Origin of the sequence: Ottowia caeni (assembly GCF_050821495.1) — a bacterium.
Lineage (GTDB): Bacteria > Pseudomonadota > Gammaproteobacteria > Burkholderiales > Burkholderiaceae_C > Ottowia > Ottowia caeni.
In genome coordinates this window covers 316,312-335,000 of sequence record NZ_CP151080.1, presented here as the reverse complement: position 1 = coordinate 335,000, position 18,689 = coordinate 316,312, and the positions used below count along the sequence as shown (strand labels likewise).

The window sequence follows — 18,689 nt, the reverse complement described above, 5'->3', positions numbered from 1 at the left end:
AAAACTATTTAGGTAGTGCCTCAAGTATTACCATCGGGGGTAGAGCACTGTTTTGGCTAGGGGGTCATGGCGACTTACCAAACCAAGGCAAACTCCGAATACCGATGAGTAGAGCTTGGGAGACAGAGCACCGGGTGCTAACGTCCGGACTCAAGAGGGAAACAACCCAGACCGCCAGCTAAGGTCCCTAAAACGGGCTAAGTGGGAAACGAAGTGAGAAGGCTAAAACAGTCAGGATGTTGGCTTAGAAGCAGCCACCATTTAAAGAAAGCGTAATAGCTCACTGATCGAGTCGTCTTGCGCGGAAGATGTAACGGGGCTAAGCCAGTTACCGAAGCTGCGGATGCACAGTTTACTGTGCGTGGTAGGAGAGCGTTCTGTAAGCCTGTGAAGGTGGTTTGAGAAGACTGCTGGAGGTATCAGAAGTGCGAATGCTGACATGAGTAGCGTTAAAGCGGGTGAAAAGCCCGCTCGCCGTAAGCGCAAGGTTTTCTACGCAACGTTCATCGGCGTAGAGTGAGTCGGCCCCTAAGGCGAGGCAGAGATGCGTAGCTGATGGGAAACAGGTCAATATTCCTGTACCGATGTATAGTGCGATGTGGGGACGGATTCTAATAGGTCATCCAGTGATTGGATTCTGGTTTAGGCAGATGTAGGCGACAGGTAGGCAAATCCGCTTGTCATATACCGAGGCTGCCGATCGAGTGGACTTGTCCATGAAGTGACTGAACGGGGTTCCAGGAAAAGCCACTAAGCTTCAGCTATACACGACCGTACCGCAAACCGACACTGGTGCGCGAGATGAGTATTCTAAGGCGCTTGAGAGAACTCAGGAGAAGGAACTCGGCAAATTGACACCGTAACTTCGGAAGAAGGTGTGCCCTTTTAGTGTGAGGTGAACAACTGAGCATGAACGGGTTGCAAAAAATTGGTGGCTGCGACTGTTTATTAAAAACACAGCACTCTGCAAACACGAAAGTGGACGTATAGGGTGTGACGCCTGCCCGGTGCTGGAAGATTAATTGATGGGGTGCAAGCTCTTGATCGAAGTCCCAGTAAACGGCGGCCGTAACTATAACGGTCCTAAGGTAGCGAAATTCCTTGTCGGGTAAGTTCCGACCTGCACGAATGGCGTAACGATGGCCACACTGTCTCCTCCTGAGACTCAGCGAAGTTGAAATGTTTGTGATGATGCAATCTCCCCGCGGAAAGACGGAAAGACCCCATGAACCTTTACTGTAGCTTTGTATTGGACTTTGAACAGATCTGTGTAGGATAGGTGGGAGGCTTTGAAGTGTGGTCGCTAGACTGCATGGAGCCAACGTTGAAATACCACCCTGGTGTGTTTGAGGTTCTAACCTGGGTCCCTTATCGGGATCGGGGACAGTGCATGGTAGGCAGTTTGACTGGGGCGGTCTCCTCCCAAAGCGTAACGGAGGAGTTCGAAGGTACGCTAGTTACGGTCGGACATCGTGACGATAGTGCAATGGCATAAGCGTGCTTAACTGCGAGACTGACAAGTCGAGCAGATGCGAAAGCAGGACATAGTGATCCGGTGGTTCTGAATGGAAGGGCCATCGCTCAACGGATAAAAGGTACTCTGGGGATAACAGGCTGATACCGCCCAAGAGTTCATATCGACGGCGGTGTTTGGCACCTCGATGTCGGCTCATCTCATCCTGGGGCTGTAGTCGGTCCCAAGGGTATGGCTGTTCGCCATTTAAAGAGGTACGTGAGCTGGGTTTAAAACGTCGTGAGACAGTTTGGTCCCTATCTTCCGTGGGCGCTGCAGATTTGAGAAAGCCTGCTCCTAGTACGAGAGGACCGGAGTGGACACACCGCTGGTGTACCTGTTGTCACGCCCGTGGCATCGCAGGGTAGCTAAGTGTGGAAGAGATAACCGCTGAAAGCATCTAAGCGGGAAACTCGTTTCAAGATAAGATCTGCCGGGGCCTTGAGCCCCCTGAAGAGTCGTTCTAGACCAGGACGTTGATAGGCTGGGTGTGGAAGCGCAGTAATGCGTTAAGCTAACCAGTACTAATTGCTCGTGCGGCTTGACCCTATAACTTTGATCAATCGATCAGACCAGTTATGCCAAGGGCGCAATCAAATCATCCAAGCTGATTCCAAACTCTATGAATTCGCCTTATTGACCACAAGTCAGTAAAGCAACCAGTTATGCCTGATGACCATAGCAAGGTGGTACCACTCCTTCCCATCCCGAACAGGACAGTGAAACGCCTTAGCGCCGATGATAGTGCGGATTCCCGTGTGAAAGTAGGTCATCGTCAGGCTATTACAGCAGCAATACCCCCAGTCATGAAAATGACTGGGGGTTTTGTATTTGGGACACGCAAAAAGGCATCAAGGGCCGCCCCACACGGCAGCCCAATCCACCTGAAAACCGTAGGTTGGCGCTGAGCGCAGCGAATTCCAACACGACCCATGGATCAGGTGGCGCCGTTTTTCTGTACGGCGCGTAAATTCATTCAGATTGGATGCACAGGGCACGTCGCCACCTACAGCGCCCTTCCGACTTATCCCTACACCCGACCGAAAGCCCAGCTGGTCGCTGCCCCAGTACCCTCGATTTCGTCGACTAGACGCAGTAACGGAGTGAGCTCGCGGTATCGGCTGGTGGTATGGCGAATGTAATTGATAAAACGAGGCGCATCCGCGAGATACTTGGGTTTCCCATCCCGCAGGCTTAGCCGGGCAAAAATTCCGGCAACTTTGAGGTGACGCTGCAAGCCCATCCACTCCACTGCACGCCAGAAACTTCCGAAGTCCGTGGACCAGTCCTCGAACTCCATCAGACCCGCCTTCTTGGCAAGTTCCCAGTAGCGGATAGTGATGTCCAGTACGAATTCTTCGTCCCAACTGATGAATGCGTCGCGCATCAAGCTTGCAATATCGTAGGTGATCGGGCCGTATCGGGCATCCTGGAAATCGAGCACGCCTATAGGGCCGCCGGAAGCAGACGGCATGAGATTTCGCGGCATGAAATCGCGGTGCACATAAACCATCGGAGCCGCCAAGTTGCGCGCAACTATCAGGTCGAAGCTTTTGCTGAGCGTCTCGGCTTGCGACGTAGTCAGCGAAACTCCGCGATGCTGGCCGAGATACCAGTCCGGGAACAACTGCATTTCTCCGCGAAGCCACTGCTCATCGTACGGTGGCAAAACGTCTGGCCGAGAAGCCAGCTGAAGCTCAACGAGGGCTTCGATCGCCTGTAGATAAAGTGGACGAGCAGCCTCGGGGTTCGACGGGTCGATAGAATCGAGCATGGTGCTGCCGCCAAGGTCGGAAAGCAGCATGAAGCCGTTGGTTTCATCCCATTCGAGAATTTCCGGGACGTTCAACTTCGCTGAACGTAGCAGGGCGGCAACTTTCACGAAAGGAGTGCAGTTTTCAAGAGCAGGCGGCGCATCCATCACAATACGGGTGTCCTGATCCTTGGTGTCGATCCTAAGATAGCGGCGAAAACCCGCGTCAGCGGATGCAGGTCGCAGGCTGGCGGACACAAGGCCCCTTTTGGCGCCTATCTGAGCCAGCCAGGAGTTGAACTCGTTTTCGCGAGCGGGATCTTCCCAAAGGGGGGCATAGACCCCGAGTCACCGTGCGAGCTGGATTCTGTAACCGCTTGAGGGTGGGGCATTGAGGGTTGGACGTGATGGTTCATGGATAATCAATTCTACAGATCCCGCTCTGCTCGCCGGCCGCTGGTCGTGAGTTCCTCCTTAACTTTCTCATCGTGCTGGATGCGTTCCATTTTTACCTGCCGACTGCCTGCAATTACATGCAACGGTCGCTGAAATCAACTTTTGCCGTTCGCCAGTATGCATTGCATCTGGCGGTTCTGGTACTCATGGCCGGCCCAGCATGGGGTCAGAGCGCGGACTCCGTGAGCCTTCGTAGCACGCCTGCTCTTGACGAGGCCCTGCCCGACCGCCCTGAGGCGCCCACCCTGGTCATGGGCGACAAGATCACTGGCCGCTCCGAGTTGGAGACCACGATCGAAGGATCCGCCGAGCTTCGTCGCCCCGGGCTGACGGTACGAGGTGACCGGATCACCTACGACCAAGCCACTGATCGTGCCGCGGTACAGGGCGGCGTTCGCATCAATTCTGCGGGCAATCAGTACACCGGAACCGAAGGGGAGATACAGGTCGACTCCTTCGAGGGCTATGTACTTCAGCCCACCTATGAGTTTCTTGCCAACGGTGCGCACGGTGAGGCCGAGCGCATCGATTTTCTCGATGCCGACCGAGCCGTCATTCGCAATGCGGGCTACACCACTTGCCGACGGGACGGCCCGGACTGGATGCCCGACTGGTTGCTGCGCGCCACGCGCATGAGTATCGACCAAGAGGAGGAAGTTGGCTATGCCTCGGGTGCTGCACTGGAGTTCAAGGGGTTGGCAGTGCCCCTTCCCTCCATGAGCTTTCCCCTGACCGATCGACGCAAATCCGGATGGTTGCCTCCGATGGTGGGGCTGGACAGTACCTCGGGCCTGATGTTGATGGTTCCCTATTACTGGAACATCGCGCCCAATCGAGACCTTACCCTGCTTCCTACCGTTATGCTTCGGCGTGGCATTGATCTGGGCGGCGAATTCCGTTATCTGGAGAACGATTATGACGGACGGGTCAACGCCAGCTTCATGGCGAATGACAAGCTCCGTGACCGTTCACGGTGGGGATTTTTCGCGCGCCATAACGGCAGCATTGACACGGGCGTGGAGGCCATTGGCAGGCTTGGCCTGGGTCTGAGCCTGAACCGTGTGAGCGACGACAACTATTGGCGCGACTTCACACGAAGTGGGCTCTCGCTCACCACCCGCCTGCTGGCCAATGATGCGGCGTTGAGTTGGTCTCGGGGAGATTTTTCTCTGGTGGCCAGGGCGCTCAAATGGCAAACCCTGCAGGATGTGACGGCTCCCATCATTCCGCCTTACGACCGCTTGCCGCAGATTTTGGGGCGCTGGGGTCGCGTCAATGACGGCGGCTTTGATTACCAGCTGGAGGCTGACTACACCCGCTTCCGGGCGGACGCCGCCCTGACTCTGCAGCCCAATGCAGACCGGAGCGTCATGTCGGCTCAGATTTCCAGGCCTTGGCTCATGCCTTGGGGCTTCTTTACGCCGCGCGTGCAGATGCATGCCAGCAGCTACCAGTTCAGTCGTTCTTTGGCCAATGGCGAGACGTCGCATACGCGATTGCTCCCCACACTGAGCCTGGACAGCGGCTTGGTGTTTGAGCGCAATGCGAGCTATTTTGGACGCGGCTTCCTGCAGACGCTGGAGCCTCGCCTTAAGTATGTCTACACGCCCTACCGCAACCAGAGCATGCTGCCCAACTACGACGCGGGTATCTACGACTTCAACTTTGCCACGATCTGGTCGGAGAACTCCTTCGCCGGACATGACCGCATCGTCGACAACAACCTGGTCACCGTGGGGCTCACCAGCCGTCTCCTGGATCCTGATACGGGCGGCGAGGCTGTGCGGCTGGGAATCGCCCAGCGCTATCGTTTCACGCCCCAGCAGGTCACTTTGCCGGGCGGGACGCCGGCCGACAGAGGTTGGTCGGACATCATGCTCGGCGCCAGCCTTAACTGGCACCCGAGCTGGAGCTTCGAATCGGTGGCTCAGTACAACATTCGAACCCATAACTCCACGCGTACGACCGTTGGGGTTCGCTACTCCCCCGGGGACTACCAAACCGTGAGCATGGCGTATCGGCGTGAGCGCGACCTGGGCTCGCAGCAAATTGACATCGGCTGGCAATGGCCGCTGAATGACCTCTGGGGCGACCGTGGCCAGGATCTTGGGAGCGGTCAGGGCCAGGGGGTGGGCCGCTGGTATACCGTGGGACGTTTGAATTACAGCGTCCCGGATCGATCCTTGGTCGACGGAATCCTGGGCATCGAATACGATGCCGGCTGCTGGATTGGCCGCGTGGTGGTGGAGAAGCTGCAAAGCGGCATCAGCTCTTCTACCAAGCGGATCATGTTACAGCTAGAGTTCGTCGGATTCTCGCGCGTGGGCAGCAATTCGCTGCGCACGTTGCGCAACAATATTCCGCGCTATCAATACCTGCGCGAGGAAATCACTTCACCCAGCCGGTTCACGCGATATGACTAAACCTTCTCACGGCTTCCGGCCGGGCGCCCTCACGATACTGGCCACGATGTGCGCCTTGTTGGCTTCTCCGGTGTACGGCCAGAGTGCGCCTGGCGCGAATAAGGCGCAAGCGAGCACTGCCAATCCTGCAGCAAGCAGGAAAAGGAGCCGACGCGCCAGAAGCCGCTTCCGGCCAAAGCGCCTGCCAAGACCCCGACCAAGCCTGTGGAGCAGGCTGCCCCCGCGCCGGTGGCATCTCCATCGCCCAGTCCCGCGCCTGCGCCCGAGGCGCCGCGCCAGCGCGAGGCGGACTACATTGTGGCTATCGTCAATACGGAGCCTGTCACCAACAACGAGGTTCGCGCTCGCATGGCACGTGCCGAGCGGCAAATGAACGAGCGAAATGTTTCTTTGCCTCCGCGAGACGAACTGCGCAAGGAAATTCTGGAGCGCTTGATCTCCGAGCGGGCACAACTCCAATATGCACGCGAATCGGGCCTACAGGTTGATGCCGCCGCTCTGGCTCAGGCCGAGCTGGCTATTGCACGCCAGAACCAGCTCACCAGTGTGGAACAATTGCACCGGCGCATACAGCAGGAAGGCATCTCCCTCAAGGAGTTTCAGGACGATGTACGCAACCAAGTCTTGTTGGTGCGTCTGCGAGAGCGCGAGATCGAGCCGAAGCTGAGGATTTCCGACGCCGACGTGGATGCCTTCATCCGTGAGCAAACCGGCGCTCAGCAAGGAAACCAGGAGATTAATCTGGCCATGATCCTGGTGGCCGTTCCAGAAGGGGCCAGCGCCGAGGAAAGGGCGCGATTGCAGGCTCGCGCGGAGGAAGCTGCCAAGCGCGCGCGTGCCGGCGAAGATTTCACCAAGCTGGCCGAGGAGTTTTCCGATGCCAACAATCGCGGCCGAGATGGCGGCGTGCTCGGGTTGCGTTCGCTCGACCGGTATCCGGATCTATTCGTACAAAGCACGCAGCGTTTGAAAGTGGGCGGCGTTGCCGGGCCTGTCAAATCGGACGCCGGCCTGCACATTCTGAAGGTGCTGGAGCGCAAGCAGGCGTCGGACCTGCCTGAGGTGAAAATTCCACAGACCCACGTGCGGCACATTCTGCTTCTGGTCGGGCCTCAGCAGTCGGAGCGGGTCGCTGTGGAACGCCTGGCTGACTTCAAGCGCCGCGTCCAGTCTGGCCAAGCCCGTTTTGAAACACTGGCACGCGAATACTCGCAAGATGCCAGTGCCAGGGAGGGCGGCGACCTCGGCTGGGCAAGTCCGGGCCAGTTCGTGCCTGAGTTCGAGCAAACTATGAACAATCTGGATGCAGGCCAGATCAGTGACCCGGTGGTTTCCCGATTCGGTGTTCACCTCATTCAGGTAGATGGGCGCCGCGAACAGGTGCTCACGGCTGCTGAACAGCGCCAGATGGCGCGCAACATGTTGCGCGAGCGGAAAGCACAGGAAGCCTTCGAGACATGGTCGAAAGAGGTGCGGGGTCGCGCTTATGTGGAGTATAGAGAGCCTCCGCGCTGAACATTGATCAGGAGGCTGTCAGACTCGGAGTACCGGCGCCTACAACTGTCCCTGGGTTCAACGTCTCCGCTTCTCGCAGCCATGAAACACATTCCCCGTAAACGCTTTGGTCAGCATTTTCTGACCGATCCTGCCATTATTGACGCCATCGTGCGCGCCATTGATCCGAAGCCGGGCCAGCCCATGGTCGAGATCGGGCCCGGGCTGGCGGCACTGACGCAGCCTTTGGCTGAGCGCCTTGGTCGCCTCACTGTGGTGGAGCTTGACCGTGATCTGGCCGCCAGGTTGCGTGCGCACCCACAGCTTGAAGTCATTGAGTCCGACGTATTGAAAGTGGATTTTTCCGACGTGGCGCGTCACCTGGGGGCGGAAAAAATAAGGGTAACGGGCAACCTGCCCTATAACATCTCCAGCCCTATTCTTTTTCACCTGTTGCCTTTTGCGCACGTCATTGAAGATCAGCACTTCATGCTGCAAAAGGAAGTGATCGACCGTATGGTGGCCGCTCCGGCCACATCGGATTACGGGCGTCTGTCGGTCATGCTGCAGTGGCGCTATGCGATGGAGAATGTCCTGTTTGTCCCGCCAGAGGCGTTTGACCCGCCTCCAAGAGTGGACAGCGCCGTCGTGCGTATGGTGCCGCGTGCCGACTATGCGCCGCTCAATGTCGACCACCTGTCGGAAATGGTGCAGGTCGCTTTCAGCCAGCGCCGCAAGCTGCTGCGGCATACGCTCGGGCGGTGGCTGACCGAGCGAGGGTTTTCAGGCGATTTCGATGTACAGAGACGTGCTGAAGAAGTGCCCGTGCAGGAGTTTGTGGCATTGGCGCAGGCTACTTCCTCATGAGCCTCCCAAGGGCGGCACTCGTTGAGAATCAAGGGGGGTTGCTTGTAGAAGCGGCTTCAGCCGCGATTGGTTTCCTTCGGAGCACAAGACGCCATTGATGACGGTGACCCTTCGCGGCTGAAGCCGCTCCAAAGTCAGGGACGATGGAGGCCGTTTTGGGCTTTAAAAGTTTAGCTTCTCAGTAGCACGGCGCTCTCGTCTTCACCATGGAACCATGAGATAAGCAGAAGCATGGTTTAAGTTTTCCTGCTTTTTTTAAGCATCACTATGATCGATGACATTGACTGGATTCATGACTCCATTCGAACGCCAGGGCAATGGCGCAACGAAGGGGAGTATCTGCGCCGTTGCGATGCGGCGTTCGATGAACTCCAGTTGATGAATGAGTTGGTGCCATTTCATGTCGATGGCGTGACGCTGGTGGTGGTGGTGCGCAACGAGGAGCGGTTGCTGCCAGCTTTTTTCGCTCACTATCGAGCGCTGGGCGTGCAGGTTTTTCACGTGATCGACAATGGCTCCGTCGATCGCACGGCCGCCATTGTCCGGGAGCAGGAGAACGCTACCCTGTGGTACACCGAAAGCAGCTTTCGAGCGGCGGGGTTGGGCTGCATGTGGGTGGGGGCCATCGTCCGTCGGTACGGGTTGGGGGCATGGGTTCTCCACGTGGATGCAGACGAATTCCTGGTTTACCCGGGTATGGAGCGCCATGATGTCCGATCGCTGGCCGCGACACTTGCTCGGCGCGGCCAGTCCCGTTGCTCCGCGCCCATGATCGACATGTATGCTGATGATCGGAGCTTACCCGGCGGCACTTTCAAGGCCGTTGGCGAACCGGGCCAGGAGACACGTGACGTGGCTCCCTGGGCTACGGTTCGGGATCTGCTTGACCGTTATCCGTATTTCGACAGTGCCGCGCGCGGACGCGGCTATCGTTTGGTCGACCATGGGCATGGCATGCTCGGTCTTCATGGTGGTGCGCGTATGCGGATGCGTGCCCAATCGGGATGGGGTTCCGAGTTCTGGATCGGTAAGACTCCACTCATACGCTGGCATGCGCGTACGGCCTACGGCAACGTTCACGTCCCCTGGCCCTTCAACGAGAACCCTCGGCAACTGCAGGCTGCGTTGCTGCACTTCAAGCTGACCGACGCACTACCTGCCAAGATCGACGAAGCTCTCGTGTACCGCCAACACGCCTACCAGGCACGCGAGTACCACATCATGTCCCAATTGATGCGTACAGGGCAGCTTGATCAAATATTCGACCCAAAACTATCCATTCGTTACGAATCCCCGGACACTTTGGTCGCAGATGGACTGATCGAAGCACTGCCGGAGTTCACAAGGTGAAAAGTATGATTGACATTACTCCCTGAGGTCTGCGGCAGCGTGGCCTCTGGCGATTCGCTGCGTTGCCTTTCTTGCCAATAGCTGGGCTATTGGCTGAAAGATATCACTTGCGTCTCATCCCGATCTGCATTACCACCGGCGCACGAGTGTTATGCAGGCCGTTCTTGATTGTTTGTTAATTTTTTATTGATTTGATGACGGATCGAAATGAAGTTGTTTCAGATCTATTACGATGAAGCCTCCAGCAGGAGCCTTGATCCTGATTTTATCCCCTTGGACAATAGAAATTCAGAGCGGGCTGATTGGTTTGAGTATTGGCCTATAAGGCAGACTCTATTGAAGCAGGCCTTCAAAGACGAAGAGTACGTCGGATTTTTTTCTCCCAGATTCAAGGAGAAAACAGGCTTGTCCGGAGCAGAAGTTATCGCGAGGATGGGTAGTGCGACGCAAGAAGTGGTTAGTTTTTCACCTTCTCTTCATGAGGGTGCTTTATTTCTAAACAGTTTCTACCAGGCAGAGGCGCTACATCCTGGTTGTCTTAGCCAGAGTCAGGAATTCTTGGATACGGCAAAGATTGACATTAAGCTACATTTTCTCGTTCAAGATCAAAGTCGAATTATTTTCAGCAACTACTTTGTGGCGAAATATCGTTTCTGGAAAAAGTGGCAAGATCTCACGAATCAGCTGTTCGAAATATGTGAGCGCAGAGACGGGCCGCTGAGTCAGCGATTGAACGCCATTACTAGGCACAGGGGTAAAACTGGTTATCAGATGAAAATATTCATCATGGAGCGTATGGTGTCCATTGCCCTCGAGCTAGAGAATTTGAATGCTGAAATTGGTAAAGATCCCATTCTGGAAACCAAGTATGGGACCGGGCCTGTATTGAGGAAATTATTGGCACTTGACGCTTTGAAAACGCAATACATCAAGACAGGCAACAAGAGCTTTATCGGTCAGTATATGAAGATGCAGAAAGAACTTATTGCGTCGGTGAGTCAAAGGGGCAAATCACCGGCATAGAGATGTCAGCACGCAGTGGACTGCTGAATCGGTGGCGTCCATGGCTTGAATGCATGAACGCCGTAGCTGGTCAGTTCAGCGCCATGCTCAGTTTGCGCCGGTAGCTTGACAGCAGTTCCGCACGAGGGTCTTGCCCCGCCTTGTCAGCCTTGCCTGTAAGCTCAATTCCACCTGCACTTTTACCATCCGCCTGGGCGCCGGCTTTTGGCGGGGGCGGTGTCAGGAGTTCCAGAATGGCGACATAGGTCTTGCGCGCTGCCTCGTCGTTCCACTTGCGGTCGCGCATGATGATTTCGAGCAGTTCATCCATGGCCTGCGTCCACTGGCCCTCAGCCATCAGCACCTGCGCCTTGGCAAACCGCGTATCGAAATCTCGCTTGTTCTGGGCTATGGCTTCGTCAAATTGAGGTACTGGCCATTCACCGCGGGGGTCGTCGTACACGAACTGCATGGCCGACAACCAGCGATTCAGCGCATCGAATCGCAGGGAGCGGGGCTCGCGCCTCAAGGGCTCTTCCAGGGCAGCAGAGGCCTCCTGGAGCCCACCTGTGGCGAGCAGCAGGCGTATGTAGTCTGCCCGCGCATCGTCATTGCCAGGGTCCGCTGCGAGCGCATCCGCCAGTTTGGCCAGCGCTGCCTGCGTATCGCCTGCTTCGAGCAGGGCTTCAGCTTCACTGACCTCTTCTTCCGCAACGAGTTCCCCCTCCCTGGGGACGTGCTTGTCCAGGAAGGCGCGTAGCTGTGCAGGAGGCAAGGCACCAGCGAATCCATCGACCGGCTGGCCATTTTTTAGCAGGATGCAGGTGGGAATGCTGCGGATTCCGAAGGCGGCGGCGATTTGCTGCTCCTGGTCGGAATCGATCTTCACCAGCTTGAACCGGCCGGCATACTCGACCTCCAGCTGTTCCAGGATTGGGCCCAGGGTCTTGCAAGGGCCGCACCAGGGGGCCCAGAAATCGACCAGCACTGGCGTGGTCATCGAGGCGGCAATCACCTCGGTTTCGAAGTTCTGGACGGTTACATCAATCATCTTGGAATTCTCCCTTCGGACTCCAACCTTAAAATCTCATGCTTGTAATGACAAGGCCGTAGCCATGACGCAAGCGCTCGTGGGCGTGGTGATGGGTTCCAGCAGTGACTGGGACACCATGCAACACGCCGTGCAGATTCTCCAACAGTTCGACATCCCGCATGAAATGCAAGTGCTGTCGGCCCACCGCATGCCGGACGAGATGTTCGCCTATGCGGAAGCCGCGCAGGGCCGTGGTCTGAGGGCCATTATTGCCGGCGCCGGTGGCGCCGCGCATTTGCCGGGCATGCTGGCCGCCAAGACCACCGTACCGGTGCTGGGTGTGCCGGTGGCCTCCCGGCATCTGCAAGGCGTGGATTCCTTGCACTCCATTGTGCAAATGCCCAAGGGCATCCCGGTGGCCACGTTTGCCATTGGCACCGCCGGGGCCGCCAATGCGGGCCTGTTCGCAGTGGCCATGCTGGCTGGTCAGGACGCCGGGCTGCAGCAGAAGCTGCTTGCGTTCAGGGCTGAACAGACAGCCATTGCCCGCGGCATGACCTTGCCGCCCGCTTGAGCGTCTGCACAAGGTTCAGAACGTGTTTACGATCTCCTCACGGGTCCGTTGCGCCCGAAAGACTCCGTCTGCGGCGTTGAAAATACTCGCGATACCATGAGGTATCTCTGCGTTTTTCGCCTTGCAGCCACAGCTTTTCGAACACAACCGCCCCCGCGCAGAGATCGTAAACACGTTCTCAGAATGACTTCTTTCCCGCTCCCTCACAGGAAGCGGGAGTCAATAGCTAACCGCACAACCTCTTGCCATGACACCGTCTCTTCCCTTGCTGCCCGGCAGCCTGATCAACGGCCGCCCGGTGATGCTCGGTGTGCTCGGAGGCGGCCAGTTGGGCCGCATGTTCGTGCATGCCGCCCAGTCCCTCGGCTATGACACCGTGGTGCTGGACCCGGATCCCACCAGTCCAGCCGGGCTGGTGAGTCATCAACAGATTCAGGCCGAGTATGCGGATCCATCCGCGCTGGCGGAGTTGGCTGCGCGCGCGCAGGCCATCACCACCGAGTTCGAGAATGTGCCGGCCGAAGCTTTGGCTACGCTGGCGCGCCAGCGTCCCGTGGCGCCTGCTGCCGAAGCGGTGGCTATCGCGCAGGACCGGGTGCTGGAAAAGGCGCATTTTGTACGTAGCGCCCAGAGTAGCGGAGTGAGTCCGGCGCCCTATGCCGTGATCGAAAACGAGTCGGATCTGGCGGGCGTGCCATCAGATCTGCTCCCAGGCATTCTGAAGACGGCACGCCTGGGTTACGACGGCAAGGGTCAGGCGCGTGTGGCGACCCAGGACGAGCTCATCGCTGCGTGGCGTGACGCGGGTAGTGTGCCCTGCGTGCTGGAAAAAATGTTGCCGCTCACCCTTGAGTGCTCGGTGATCGTGGCGCGCGGACGTGACGGTCAGATGGCCAGCCTGCCGGTGCAGCGTAATCTGCATCGTGGTGGCATCCTGTCAGTGACTGAGGTGTACGAGAACAATCTGCCCGAAGCACTGGCCCTGAAAGCGCAGGCTGCCACCCGCCAGATCGCACATGATCTCGAGTATGTGGGGGTGTTGTGCGTCGAGTACTTTGTGCTGGAAGACGGTACCCTGGTCGTTAATGAAATGGCACCTCGGCCTCACAACAGTGGCCACTACACGGTGGACGCCTGCGACTGCTCGCAGTTCGACCTGCAGGTGCGCACCCTGACGGGCCTGCCGTTACCCGCGCCGCGCCAGCACAGCGCAGCCATCATGCTCAACCTGCTGGGGGATCTATGGTACGACGCCGCAGGGAACCCACGCGAGTTGCCTTGGCGCGAAGTGCTCGCGTTGCCCGGAGCACACTTGCATTTGTACGGCAAGGTCGAAGCCCGGCGGGGCCGCAAAATGGGGCATCTGACCATGACGGGCGCCAGCGCGGCCGATGTGCGTGCCGCTGCGCTGCAAGCGGCCGCACTGTTGGGAATCGAGGCATTCTGATGGCGTCTGTCACTGATCGCTCTGAGCCGCATTCGTCTCGCCGGCCAGCGAGGACGGGCGATTTTTCGGGGAGCTCCAAATGATCCTCGACGGCAATGCCCCAGAAGCCATTTTGACCGCCGCGCGTGCACTTGCCGCTGGTGAATTGATCGGCCTGCCGACCGAAACCGTGTACGGTCTTGCGGCCAACGCCTCTAACGCGGCTGCAGTGGCCAAGATATTCAGCACCAAGGGTCGGCCGGCTGACCACCCTTTGATTGTTCACGTTGCCGATGCGGAGGCTGTTGGGCATTTTGTACCGCAGGTTCCAGACTTTGCTCAGCGGTTGATTGATCACTTCTGGCCTGGGCCGCTAACGGTCATTTTGCCGCGCCGTGACGGGGTGGCGGAGGCGGCGGCGGGTGGGCATCCGACGATTGGCTTGCGCTGCCCCTCGCACCCGGTGGCTCAGGCCCTGCTGCGTGCGGCGGCTGAACAGGGTATTTTTGGTGTGGCGGCACCGAGCGCCAATCGCTTTGGCCGCGTGAGCCCCACCTCGGCAGCGCATGTGGCCGCTGAGTTCGGAGACACATTATTGGTGCTGGATGGAGGGCCTTGCTCGGTGGGCATTGAGTCGGCCATCATCGACTGTACGCGCGGTGCACCTGTGGTGCTGCGCCCCGGACAACTGGCGCGCGCCGATATTGAGCAGGCCGCTGGAACCCGTGTGCTCAGCAAGGACGAGCTTGTCGGTGCTGATCCGCAAGCGCCCGGCACACTCTCAGCCCATTACGCGCCGAGTGCCCGCGTTCGGCTAATGGGTGCGGAAGAACTGCGCGCCGCGCTCGACTTGCTGGGGGCTGATGCGCCCAGAATAGCGGTGTGGTCTCGCGCCGAGTTGCGCAGCGCATCGCCCAGGGTCATTCTGCGCCGCATGCCGGCCGAAGCGGCCGATGCCGCGCAACAGCTTTTTTCGGTGCTTCGCGAGTTTGACGATCGAGGCGCCACCTTGATCTGGGTCGAAGCAACACCCGAATCACCCGAATGGGAGGGCGTGCGCGACCGCCTGGCGCGCGCCGCGGCATCTGGCTAGGTTCCTGTTGAGTTGGGGTTCTACAAAGACCGGAGCGGCTGCGGATTTTGCAGGTTTACGGAATCCTCATGCTTTGCGTCGTTAAACTATGCGACATACTTTTGGAGATGATCACATGACTTCCCTCTGGTCACGCCGCGCCGTTCTGACGGCAGCATGCGCCAGCGTCGCGGGGGCTACCCTGAGCGCCTGCGGTTCGGGCTCCGTTGCTTCAGCCATCAAACCGGCACGCTTTCTGGCCGTGGGCGACGGTTTTGCAGATATTGGGCAAAACGGCCATGTATTCACCGTCAATGATGGTTCGCAGCTCTGGACGCAGCAACTGGCTTCCTACTACGGCCTGACCTTGGCGCCTGCCTCGGCGGGTGGCTTCAGCTATGCCCAGGGGCATGCGATGGTTGCCACCGCCGACACCACCAGTGGCACCAATGCACCCAGCGTCGCCGCGCAGATCGATTCACTTCTGGCCAAAACCAGCCTGGTTGACGACGACGTCATCATCGTCACCGGCGGCATTGCTGACATCGTGAGTGCCGTCAACGCGACCGGCATCTCCCCAGCCACCACGGCCACCGTGAAGGCCGCAGGCAGAGCACTGGCTGACCAGGTGCGGAGGCTGGTGACGGCAGGCGGTAAGCACGTGATTGTGTCTGGTGTCTACAACCTGGGCACCACACCATGGGCGCTTGGCCAGAATCTGGGTGCGGGCATTCGGGATTTGAGCGTGGAGTTCAACAGCCAGATGCTAATCGGCATGAACGACCTCGGCGCCAACGTGCTTTACCTGGATTCGGCGCAGTTCTACAACTTCATCACGGACAAGCCCTCGGCGTATCCATTCGATGTCGTAGATAAGCCGGTCTGCACCACGCCAGACGCCAGCACCTGCACGGCCAGCACCATTCTCCTGGGTGCAGACTATTCCCGCTATCTGTTCGCTGACAACCTTTATCTCACGCCTGCGGCGCTGCGTTTGTTTGTCAACGAAAATTACCTCGAAAACGCCTACACGCGTTTCAAGCTGCGCTGGTAGATGGGCTCCCCCTTTGGTCCTCATGGGAAATTGATATGAAGTCATATCGCGTGGCGGTGATCGCCGGGGATGGAATAGGCAAGGAAGTGATGCCTGAGGGCCTGCGGGTGCTTGAAGCCGCTTCGAAGAAATTCGGCTTCCAGCTCGAGTGCACGACCATCGACTGGGCCAGCTGCGACTACTACACCAGGACCGGCCAGATGATGCCGGACGACTGGAAGGCGCAGCTGCAAGGCATGGACGCCATCTATTTCGGCGCGGTAGGCTGGCCGGCCACGGTGCCTGACCATGTGTCTCTATGGGGTAGTCTGCTCAAGTTTCGACGCGAATTTGACCAGTACATCAACCTGCGTCCGGTACGCCTGTTCGAGGGGGTACCTTGCCCATTGGCAGGGCGCCGCCCCGGTGAGATCGATTTTCTGGTGGTGCGCGAGAACACCGAGGGTGAATACACCAACCTTGGTGGCGTGATGTACCCAGGTACCGAACGCGAGATCGTGGTCCAGGAAACCGTGATGAGCCGCTATGGCACAGACCGGGTCCTGAGGTTCGCTTTTGAACAGGCCGCTGCCCGGCCGCGCAAGCAATTGGCTGTGGCCACCAAGAGCAACGGTATTGCGATCAGTATGCCGTGGTGGGACGGGCGCGCGGATGCGATGCACGCGAACTATCCGCAGGTGTCGGTAGAAAAGCACCACATCGATATTCTTTGCGCTCGCTTCGTGCTGCAACCTCAGCGCTTTGATGTCGTGGTGGCCAGTAACCTGTTTGGCGACATTTTGAGCGACCTGGGCCCTGCTTGCACGGGCACCATTGGTTTGGCTCCTTCGGCCAACCTGAATCCCGAGCGCACATTCCCTTCGCTGTTCGAGCCAGTGCATGGGTCGGCACCTGACATTTACGGCAAGAACATTGCCAACCCGGTCGCCATGATCTGGTCTGGTGCGCTGATGCTTGATTTTCTGGGTGAGAAAGCGGCGCACGACGCCATGCTGAAGGCCATCGAACAAGTGTTGGCAAGCGGGCCACGCACGCCTGATCTCGGCGGCAAAGCGTCTACCACGGAGATGGGTGAGGCGGTGGCAGCCTTGCTAGGTTGATTGGCAGCGTTCAAGGTCCGACAGGCTCCTGGAGTCAGGAACGACTGACCCGGTAGGTTGGGCTGAGCGCAGCGAAGCCCAACACGCGGTGCCTCCTGAATAACGGCTGCTTGTTGGGCTTCGCTGCGCTCAGCGCCAACCTACGGATTCATCGTCTGATCAACGCTCGCCGGCCAGGTCACGTACTGTCCACTCCACCAGTTGATCGAGCGCCGGGCGCGCCGCGGGCGCGTTGGGGTGGTTGATCAGGCCAACCACGCTGTATCGTTGTCCTGATTGACCGGTGGCGTAACCGGCTACCGCAGCCACGTCTCGCAAGGTGCCGGTTTTAAGGCGGGCGTTGCCAATGGCTTCGGAGGTTGGGTTGCGCTTGGCCATGGACCGAGTGGTGCCGTTTACGCCAGCAAGGCTAAGTGATTGCTCGAAGGCCAGGCTTTCGGGGCCGGTGGCGGCACGCTGCAACAGAGCTGTGAGCGACGCGGCGGTAATGCGCTCCGTACGAGACAGGCCGGAGCCGTTCTCAATCACCGGGGTGGTGCGCATGCCGAAGCGCTCTCGCCACCAGTGCTTCAGAATGTTGCGCGACTCTGCAAAACTACCTCGCCCGTTGCCATTGGCCGACAGCGTGAGAAACAGCTGCTGCGCCATGACGTTGTTGGAGAACTTGTTGATGTCGGAAATGATATCGACCAGTGGCAGTGAGAGCCCGGTGATGAAGGGCTGGCCGGTTCCAGGCTGGCCCAGCATCTTGACCTGCCCCGTCAGTTGACCGCCTGAGGTGCGCCACATGGCCTCGATGACCCGTGGAGCGTAGTTGAGCGGATCCACATACGCGATGGACCAGCTGCGCTCGCCGCAGCTCAGCGGGAAACGACCCTCGAAGCTGACGCGTTTCGGATCATCAAACCGGGCGGCCAGTCGCGCTCGCCAGTCGCCGCAGGCGCCTTGGGCGGCAGCCACCTCGGAGGGAATTTCCACGCCCGCAATAGGGGGCTCGCTTTCAATTCGCACGCGCCGACGCGCCGGATCTGGAATGAAATTGAAGACCAGTGCCTTGAAGTTGACCAGCAGGCCGTCAGGCCCCGCGTTGTAAGGCCGCAGCGGATCGTCGTCGAAGGCGGAAGCGTCGTGGCTTGGCAGGCTGAAGACGCTGTTGTCCAGCAGTATGTCACCATTGACCGACCGGATGCCTTTTTCCTGGATGGCACGCATCAGATCTTGCAGCCGCTCCCGTACCAGCTTGGGGTCACCGCTGCCTTTGATCACCAGGTTGCCGTTCAACACACCGTTTTGAGTATATCCCTGTGTGAAGACTCGCGTTTTCCAGAAATGGCCGGAGCCCAGCAAGTCGAGGCCGGCGTAGGTCGTGACAAGCTTCATCACGGAGGCGGGATTCATCACAGCCTCAGGTTGCCAGGCCAGACGGGGTGGAGTGGGGGCCTGCGGCGCTGGCACCGGGTTTCGCTCGCCCGTCGCGAGGATTTGGGCTGGCTCACGAGCCACAGCGCCGGGCGCTGGCGGCAGGGGGCGACGACCATCGACACGCTGCTGGCGGGCACACCTGCGCGGATC

At 58.6% G+C, this 18,689-nt stretch carries 13 protein-coding genes and 2 rRNA genes (1 of these 15 running past the window's edge); 12 read left to right on the top strand and 3 right to left on the bottom strand.

Going from position 1 to position 18,689, the window contains the following annotated elements:
* Both AAAK34_RS01605 and rrf read left to right on the top strand, forming a co-directional pair.
* A 23S ribosomal RNA gene (locus AAAK34_RS01605) occupies positions 1 to 2,062 on the top strand; it begins 815 nt to the left of the window's first position.
* Between the two features lie 119 nt (positions 2,063 to 2,181).
* Positions 2,182 to 2,294: ribosomal RNA gene (gene rrf, locus AAAK34_RS01600) — 5S ribosomal RNA — on the top strand.
* A 249-nt stretch (positions 2,295 to 2,543) separates the two neighbouring features.
* On the opposite strand, the gene AAAK34_RS01595 is transcribed toward rrf, so the two are convergent.
* A complete protein-coding gene (locus AAAK34_RS01595; RefSeq protein WP_431777992.1) occupies positions 2,544 to 3,554 on the bottom strand; it encodes an aminoglycoside phosphotransferase family protein in 1,011 nt (336 codons plus the stop codon).
* A 245-nt stretch (positions 3,555 to 3,799) separates the two neighbouring features.
* Between AAAK34_RS01595 and AAAK34_RS01590 the strand changes: the two genes are divergently transcribed.
* The 5 genes from AAAK34_RS01590 (at position 3,800) to AAAK34_RS01570 (ending at position 10,879) form a co-directional block, all read left to right on the top strand.
* The gene (locus tag AAAK34_RS01590; RefSeq protein ID WP_431777665.1) at positions 3,800 to 6,145 is read left to right on the top strand and encodes an LPS-assembly protein LptD; all 2,346 of its coding nucleotides are present in this window, start codon (positions 3,800 to 3,802) and stop codon (positions 6,143 to 6,145) included.
* 204 nt (positions 6,146 to 6,349) lie between these two features.
* Positions 6,350 to 7,660 (top strand): peptidylprolyl isomerase, encoded by a 1,311-nt coding sequence (locus tag AAAK34_RS01585; RefSeq protein WP_431777664.1) that lies wholly within the window; start codon positions 6,350 to 6,352, stop codon positions 7,658 to 7,660.
* 81 nt (positions 7,661 to 7,741) lie between these two features.
* Complete coding sequence (rsmA, locus tag AAAK34_RS01580) at positions 7,742 to 8,506, top strand: 16S rRNA (adenine(1518)-N(6)/adenine(1519)-N(6))-dimethyltransferase RsmA (RefSeq protein ID WP_231696934.1); 765 nt, start codon at positions 7,742 to 7,744, stop codon at positions 8,504 to 8,506.
* Between the two features lie 267 nt (positions 8,507 to 8,773).
* A complete protein-coding gene (locus AAAK34_RS01575; protein ID WP_231696935.1) occupies positions 8,774 to 9,856 on the top strand; it encodes a glycosyltransferase family 2 protein in 1,083 nt (360 codons plus the stop codon).
* 207 nt (positions 9,857 to 10,063) lie between these two features.
* Positions 10,064 to 10,879, top strand: a complete 816-nt coding sequence (locus AAAK34_RS01570; RefSeq protein WP_231696936.1) for a hypothetical protein — start codon at positions 10,064 to 10,066, stop codon at positions 10,877 to 10,879.
* A 70-nt stretch (positions 10,880 to 10,949) separates the two neighbouring features.
* Here AAAK34_RS01570 and trxA read toward each other — a convergent pair whose 3' ends face one another.
* Positions 10,950 to 11,909 (bottom strand): thioredoxin, encoded by a 960-nt coding sequence (trxA, locus tag AAAK34_RS01565; RefSeq protein WP_231696937.1) that lies wholly within the window; start codon positions 11,907 to 11,909, stop codon positions 10,950 to 10,952.
* 64 nt (positions 11,910 to 11,973) lie between these two features.
* Here trxA and purE point away from each other — a divergent pair, with 64 nt between their 5' ends.
* From purE to AAAK34_RS01540, 5 genes are all read left to right on the top strand, one after another.
* Complete coding sequence (purE, locus tag AAAK34_RS01560; protein WP_231696938.1) at positions 11,974 to 12,465, top strand: 5-(carboxyamino)imidazole ribonucleotide mutase; 492 nt, start codon at positions 11,974 to 11,976, stop codon at positions 12,463 to 12,465.
* A 247-nt stretch (positions 12,466 to 12,712) separates the two neighbouring features.
* A complete protein-coding gene (locus AAAK34_RS01555) occupies positions 12,713 to 13,912 on the top strand; it encodes a 5-(carboxyamino)imidazole ribonucleotide synthase (protein WP_231696939.1) in 1,200 nt (399 codons plus the stop codon).
* Positions 13,913 to 13,991: 79 nt separating this feature from the next.
* Positions 13,992 to 14,984 carry an L-threonylcarbamoyladenylate synthase gene (locus tag AAAK34_RS01550; protein ID WP_231696940.1) on the top strand — a complete coding sequence of 331 codons (993 nt, stop codon included), beginning with the start codon at positions 13,992 to 13,994 and terminating at the stop codon, positions 14,982 to 14,984.
* Positions 14,985 to 15,099: 115 nt separating this feature from the next.
* Positions 15,100 to 16,017 carry an SGNH/GDSL hydrolase family protein gene (locus tag AAAK34_RS01545; RefSeq protein WP_231696941.1) on the top strand — a complete coding sequence of 306 codons (918 nt, stop codon included), beginning with the start codon at positions 15,100 to 15,102 and terminating at the stop codon, positions 16,015 to 16,017.
* Positions 16,018 to 16,052: 35 nt separating this feature from the next.
* A complete protein-coding gene (locus tag AAAK34_RS01540; protein ID WP_231696942.1) occupies positions 16,053 to 17,117 on the top strand; it encodes a tartrate dehydrogenase in 1,065 nt (354 codons plus the stop codon).
* Positions 17,118 to 17,276: 159 nt separating this feature from the next.
* Here AAAK34_RS01540 and dacB read toward each other — a convergent pair whose 3' ends face one another.
* Positions 17,277 to 18,515, bottom strand: a complete 1,239-nt coding sequence (dacB, locus tag AAAK34_RS01535; RefSeq protein ID WP_431777663.1) for a D-alanyl-D-alanine carboxypeptidase/D-alanyl-D-alanine endopeptidase — start codon at positions 18,513 to 18,515, stop codon at positions 17,277 to 17,279.
* Positions 18,516 to 18,689 lie beyond the last annotated feature (174 nt).

Coding starts and splice junctions, on each gene's coding strand:
- AAAK34_RS01570 (WP_231696936.1), top strand. CDS start 10,064: ATGAAGTTGTTTCAGATCTATTACGATGAAGCCTCCAGCAGGAGCCTT.
- trxA (WP_231696937.1), bottom strand. CDS start 11,909: ATGATTGATGTAACCGTCCAGAACTTCGAAACCGAGGTGATTGCCGCC.
- dacB (WP_431777663.1), bottom strand. CDS start 18,515: ATGAATCCCGCCTCCGTGATGAAGCTTGTCACGACCTACGCCGGCCTC.
- AAAK34_RS01555 (WP_231696939.1), top strand. CDS start 12,713: ATGACACCGTCTCTTCCCTTGCTGCCCGGCAGCCTGATCAACGGCCGC.
- AAAK34_RS01550 (WP_231696940.1), top strand. CDS start 13,992: ATGATCCTCGACGGCAATGCCCCAGAAGCCATTTTGACCGCCGCGCGT.
- AAAK34_RS01545 (WP_231696941.1), top strand. CDS start 15,100: ATGACTTCCCTCTGGTCACGCCGCGCCGTTCTGACGGCAGCATGCGCC.
- purE (WP_231696938.1), top strand. CDS start 11,974: ATGACGCAAGCGCTCGTGGGCGTGGTGATGGGTTCCAGCAGTGACTGG.
- AAAK34_RS01540 (WP_231696942.1), top strand. CDS start 16,053: ATGAAGTCATATCGCGTGGCGGTGATCGCCGGGGATGGAATAGGCAAG.
- AAAK34_RS01575 (WP_231696935.1), top strand. CDS start 8,774: ATGATCGATGACATTGACTGGATTCATGACTCCATTCGAACGCCAGGG.
- rsmA (WP_231696934.1), top strand. CDS start 7,742: ATGAAACACATTCCCCGTAAACGCTTTGGTCAGCATTTTCTGACCGAT.
- AAAK34_RS01590 (WP_431777665.1), top strand. CDS start 3,800: ATGCAACGGTCGCTGAAATCAACTTTTGCCGTTCGCCAGTATGCATTG.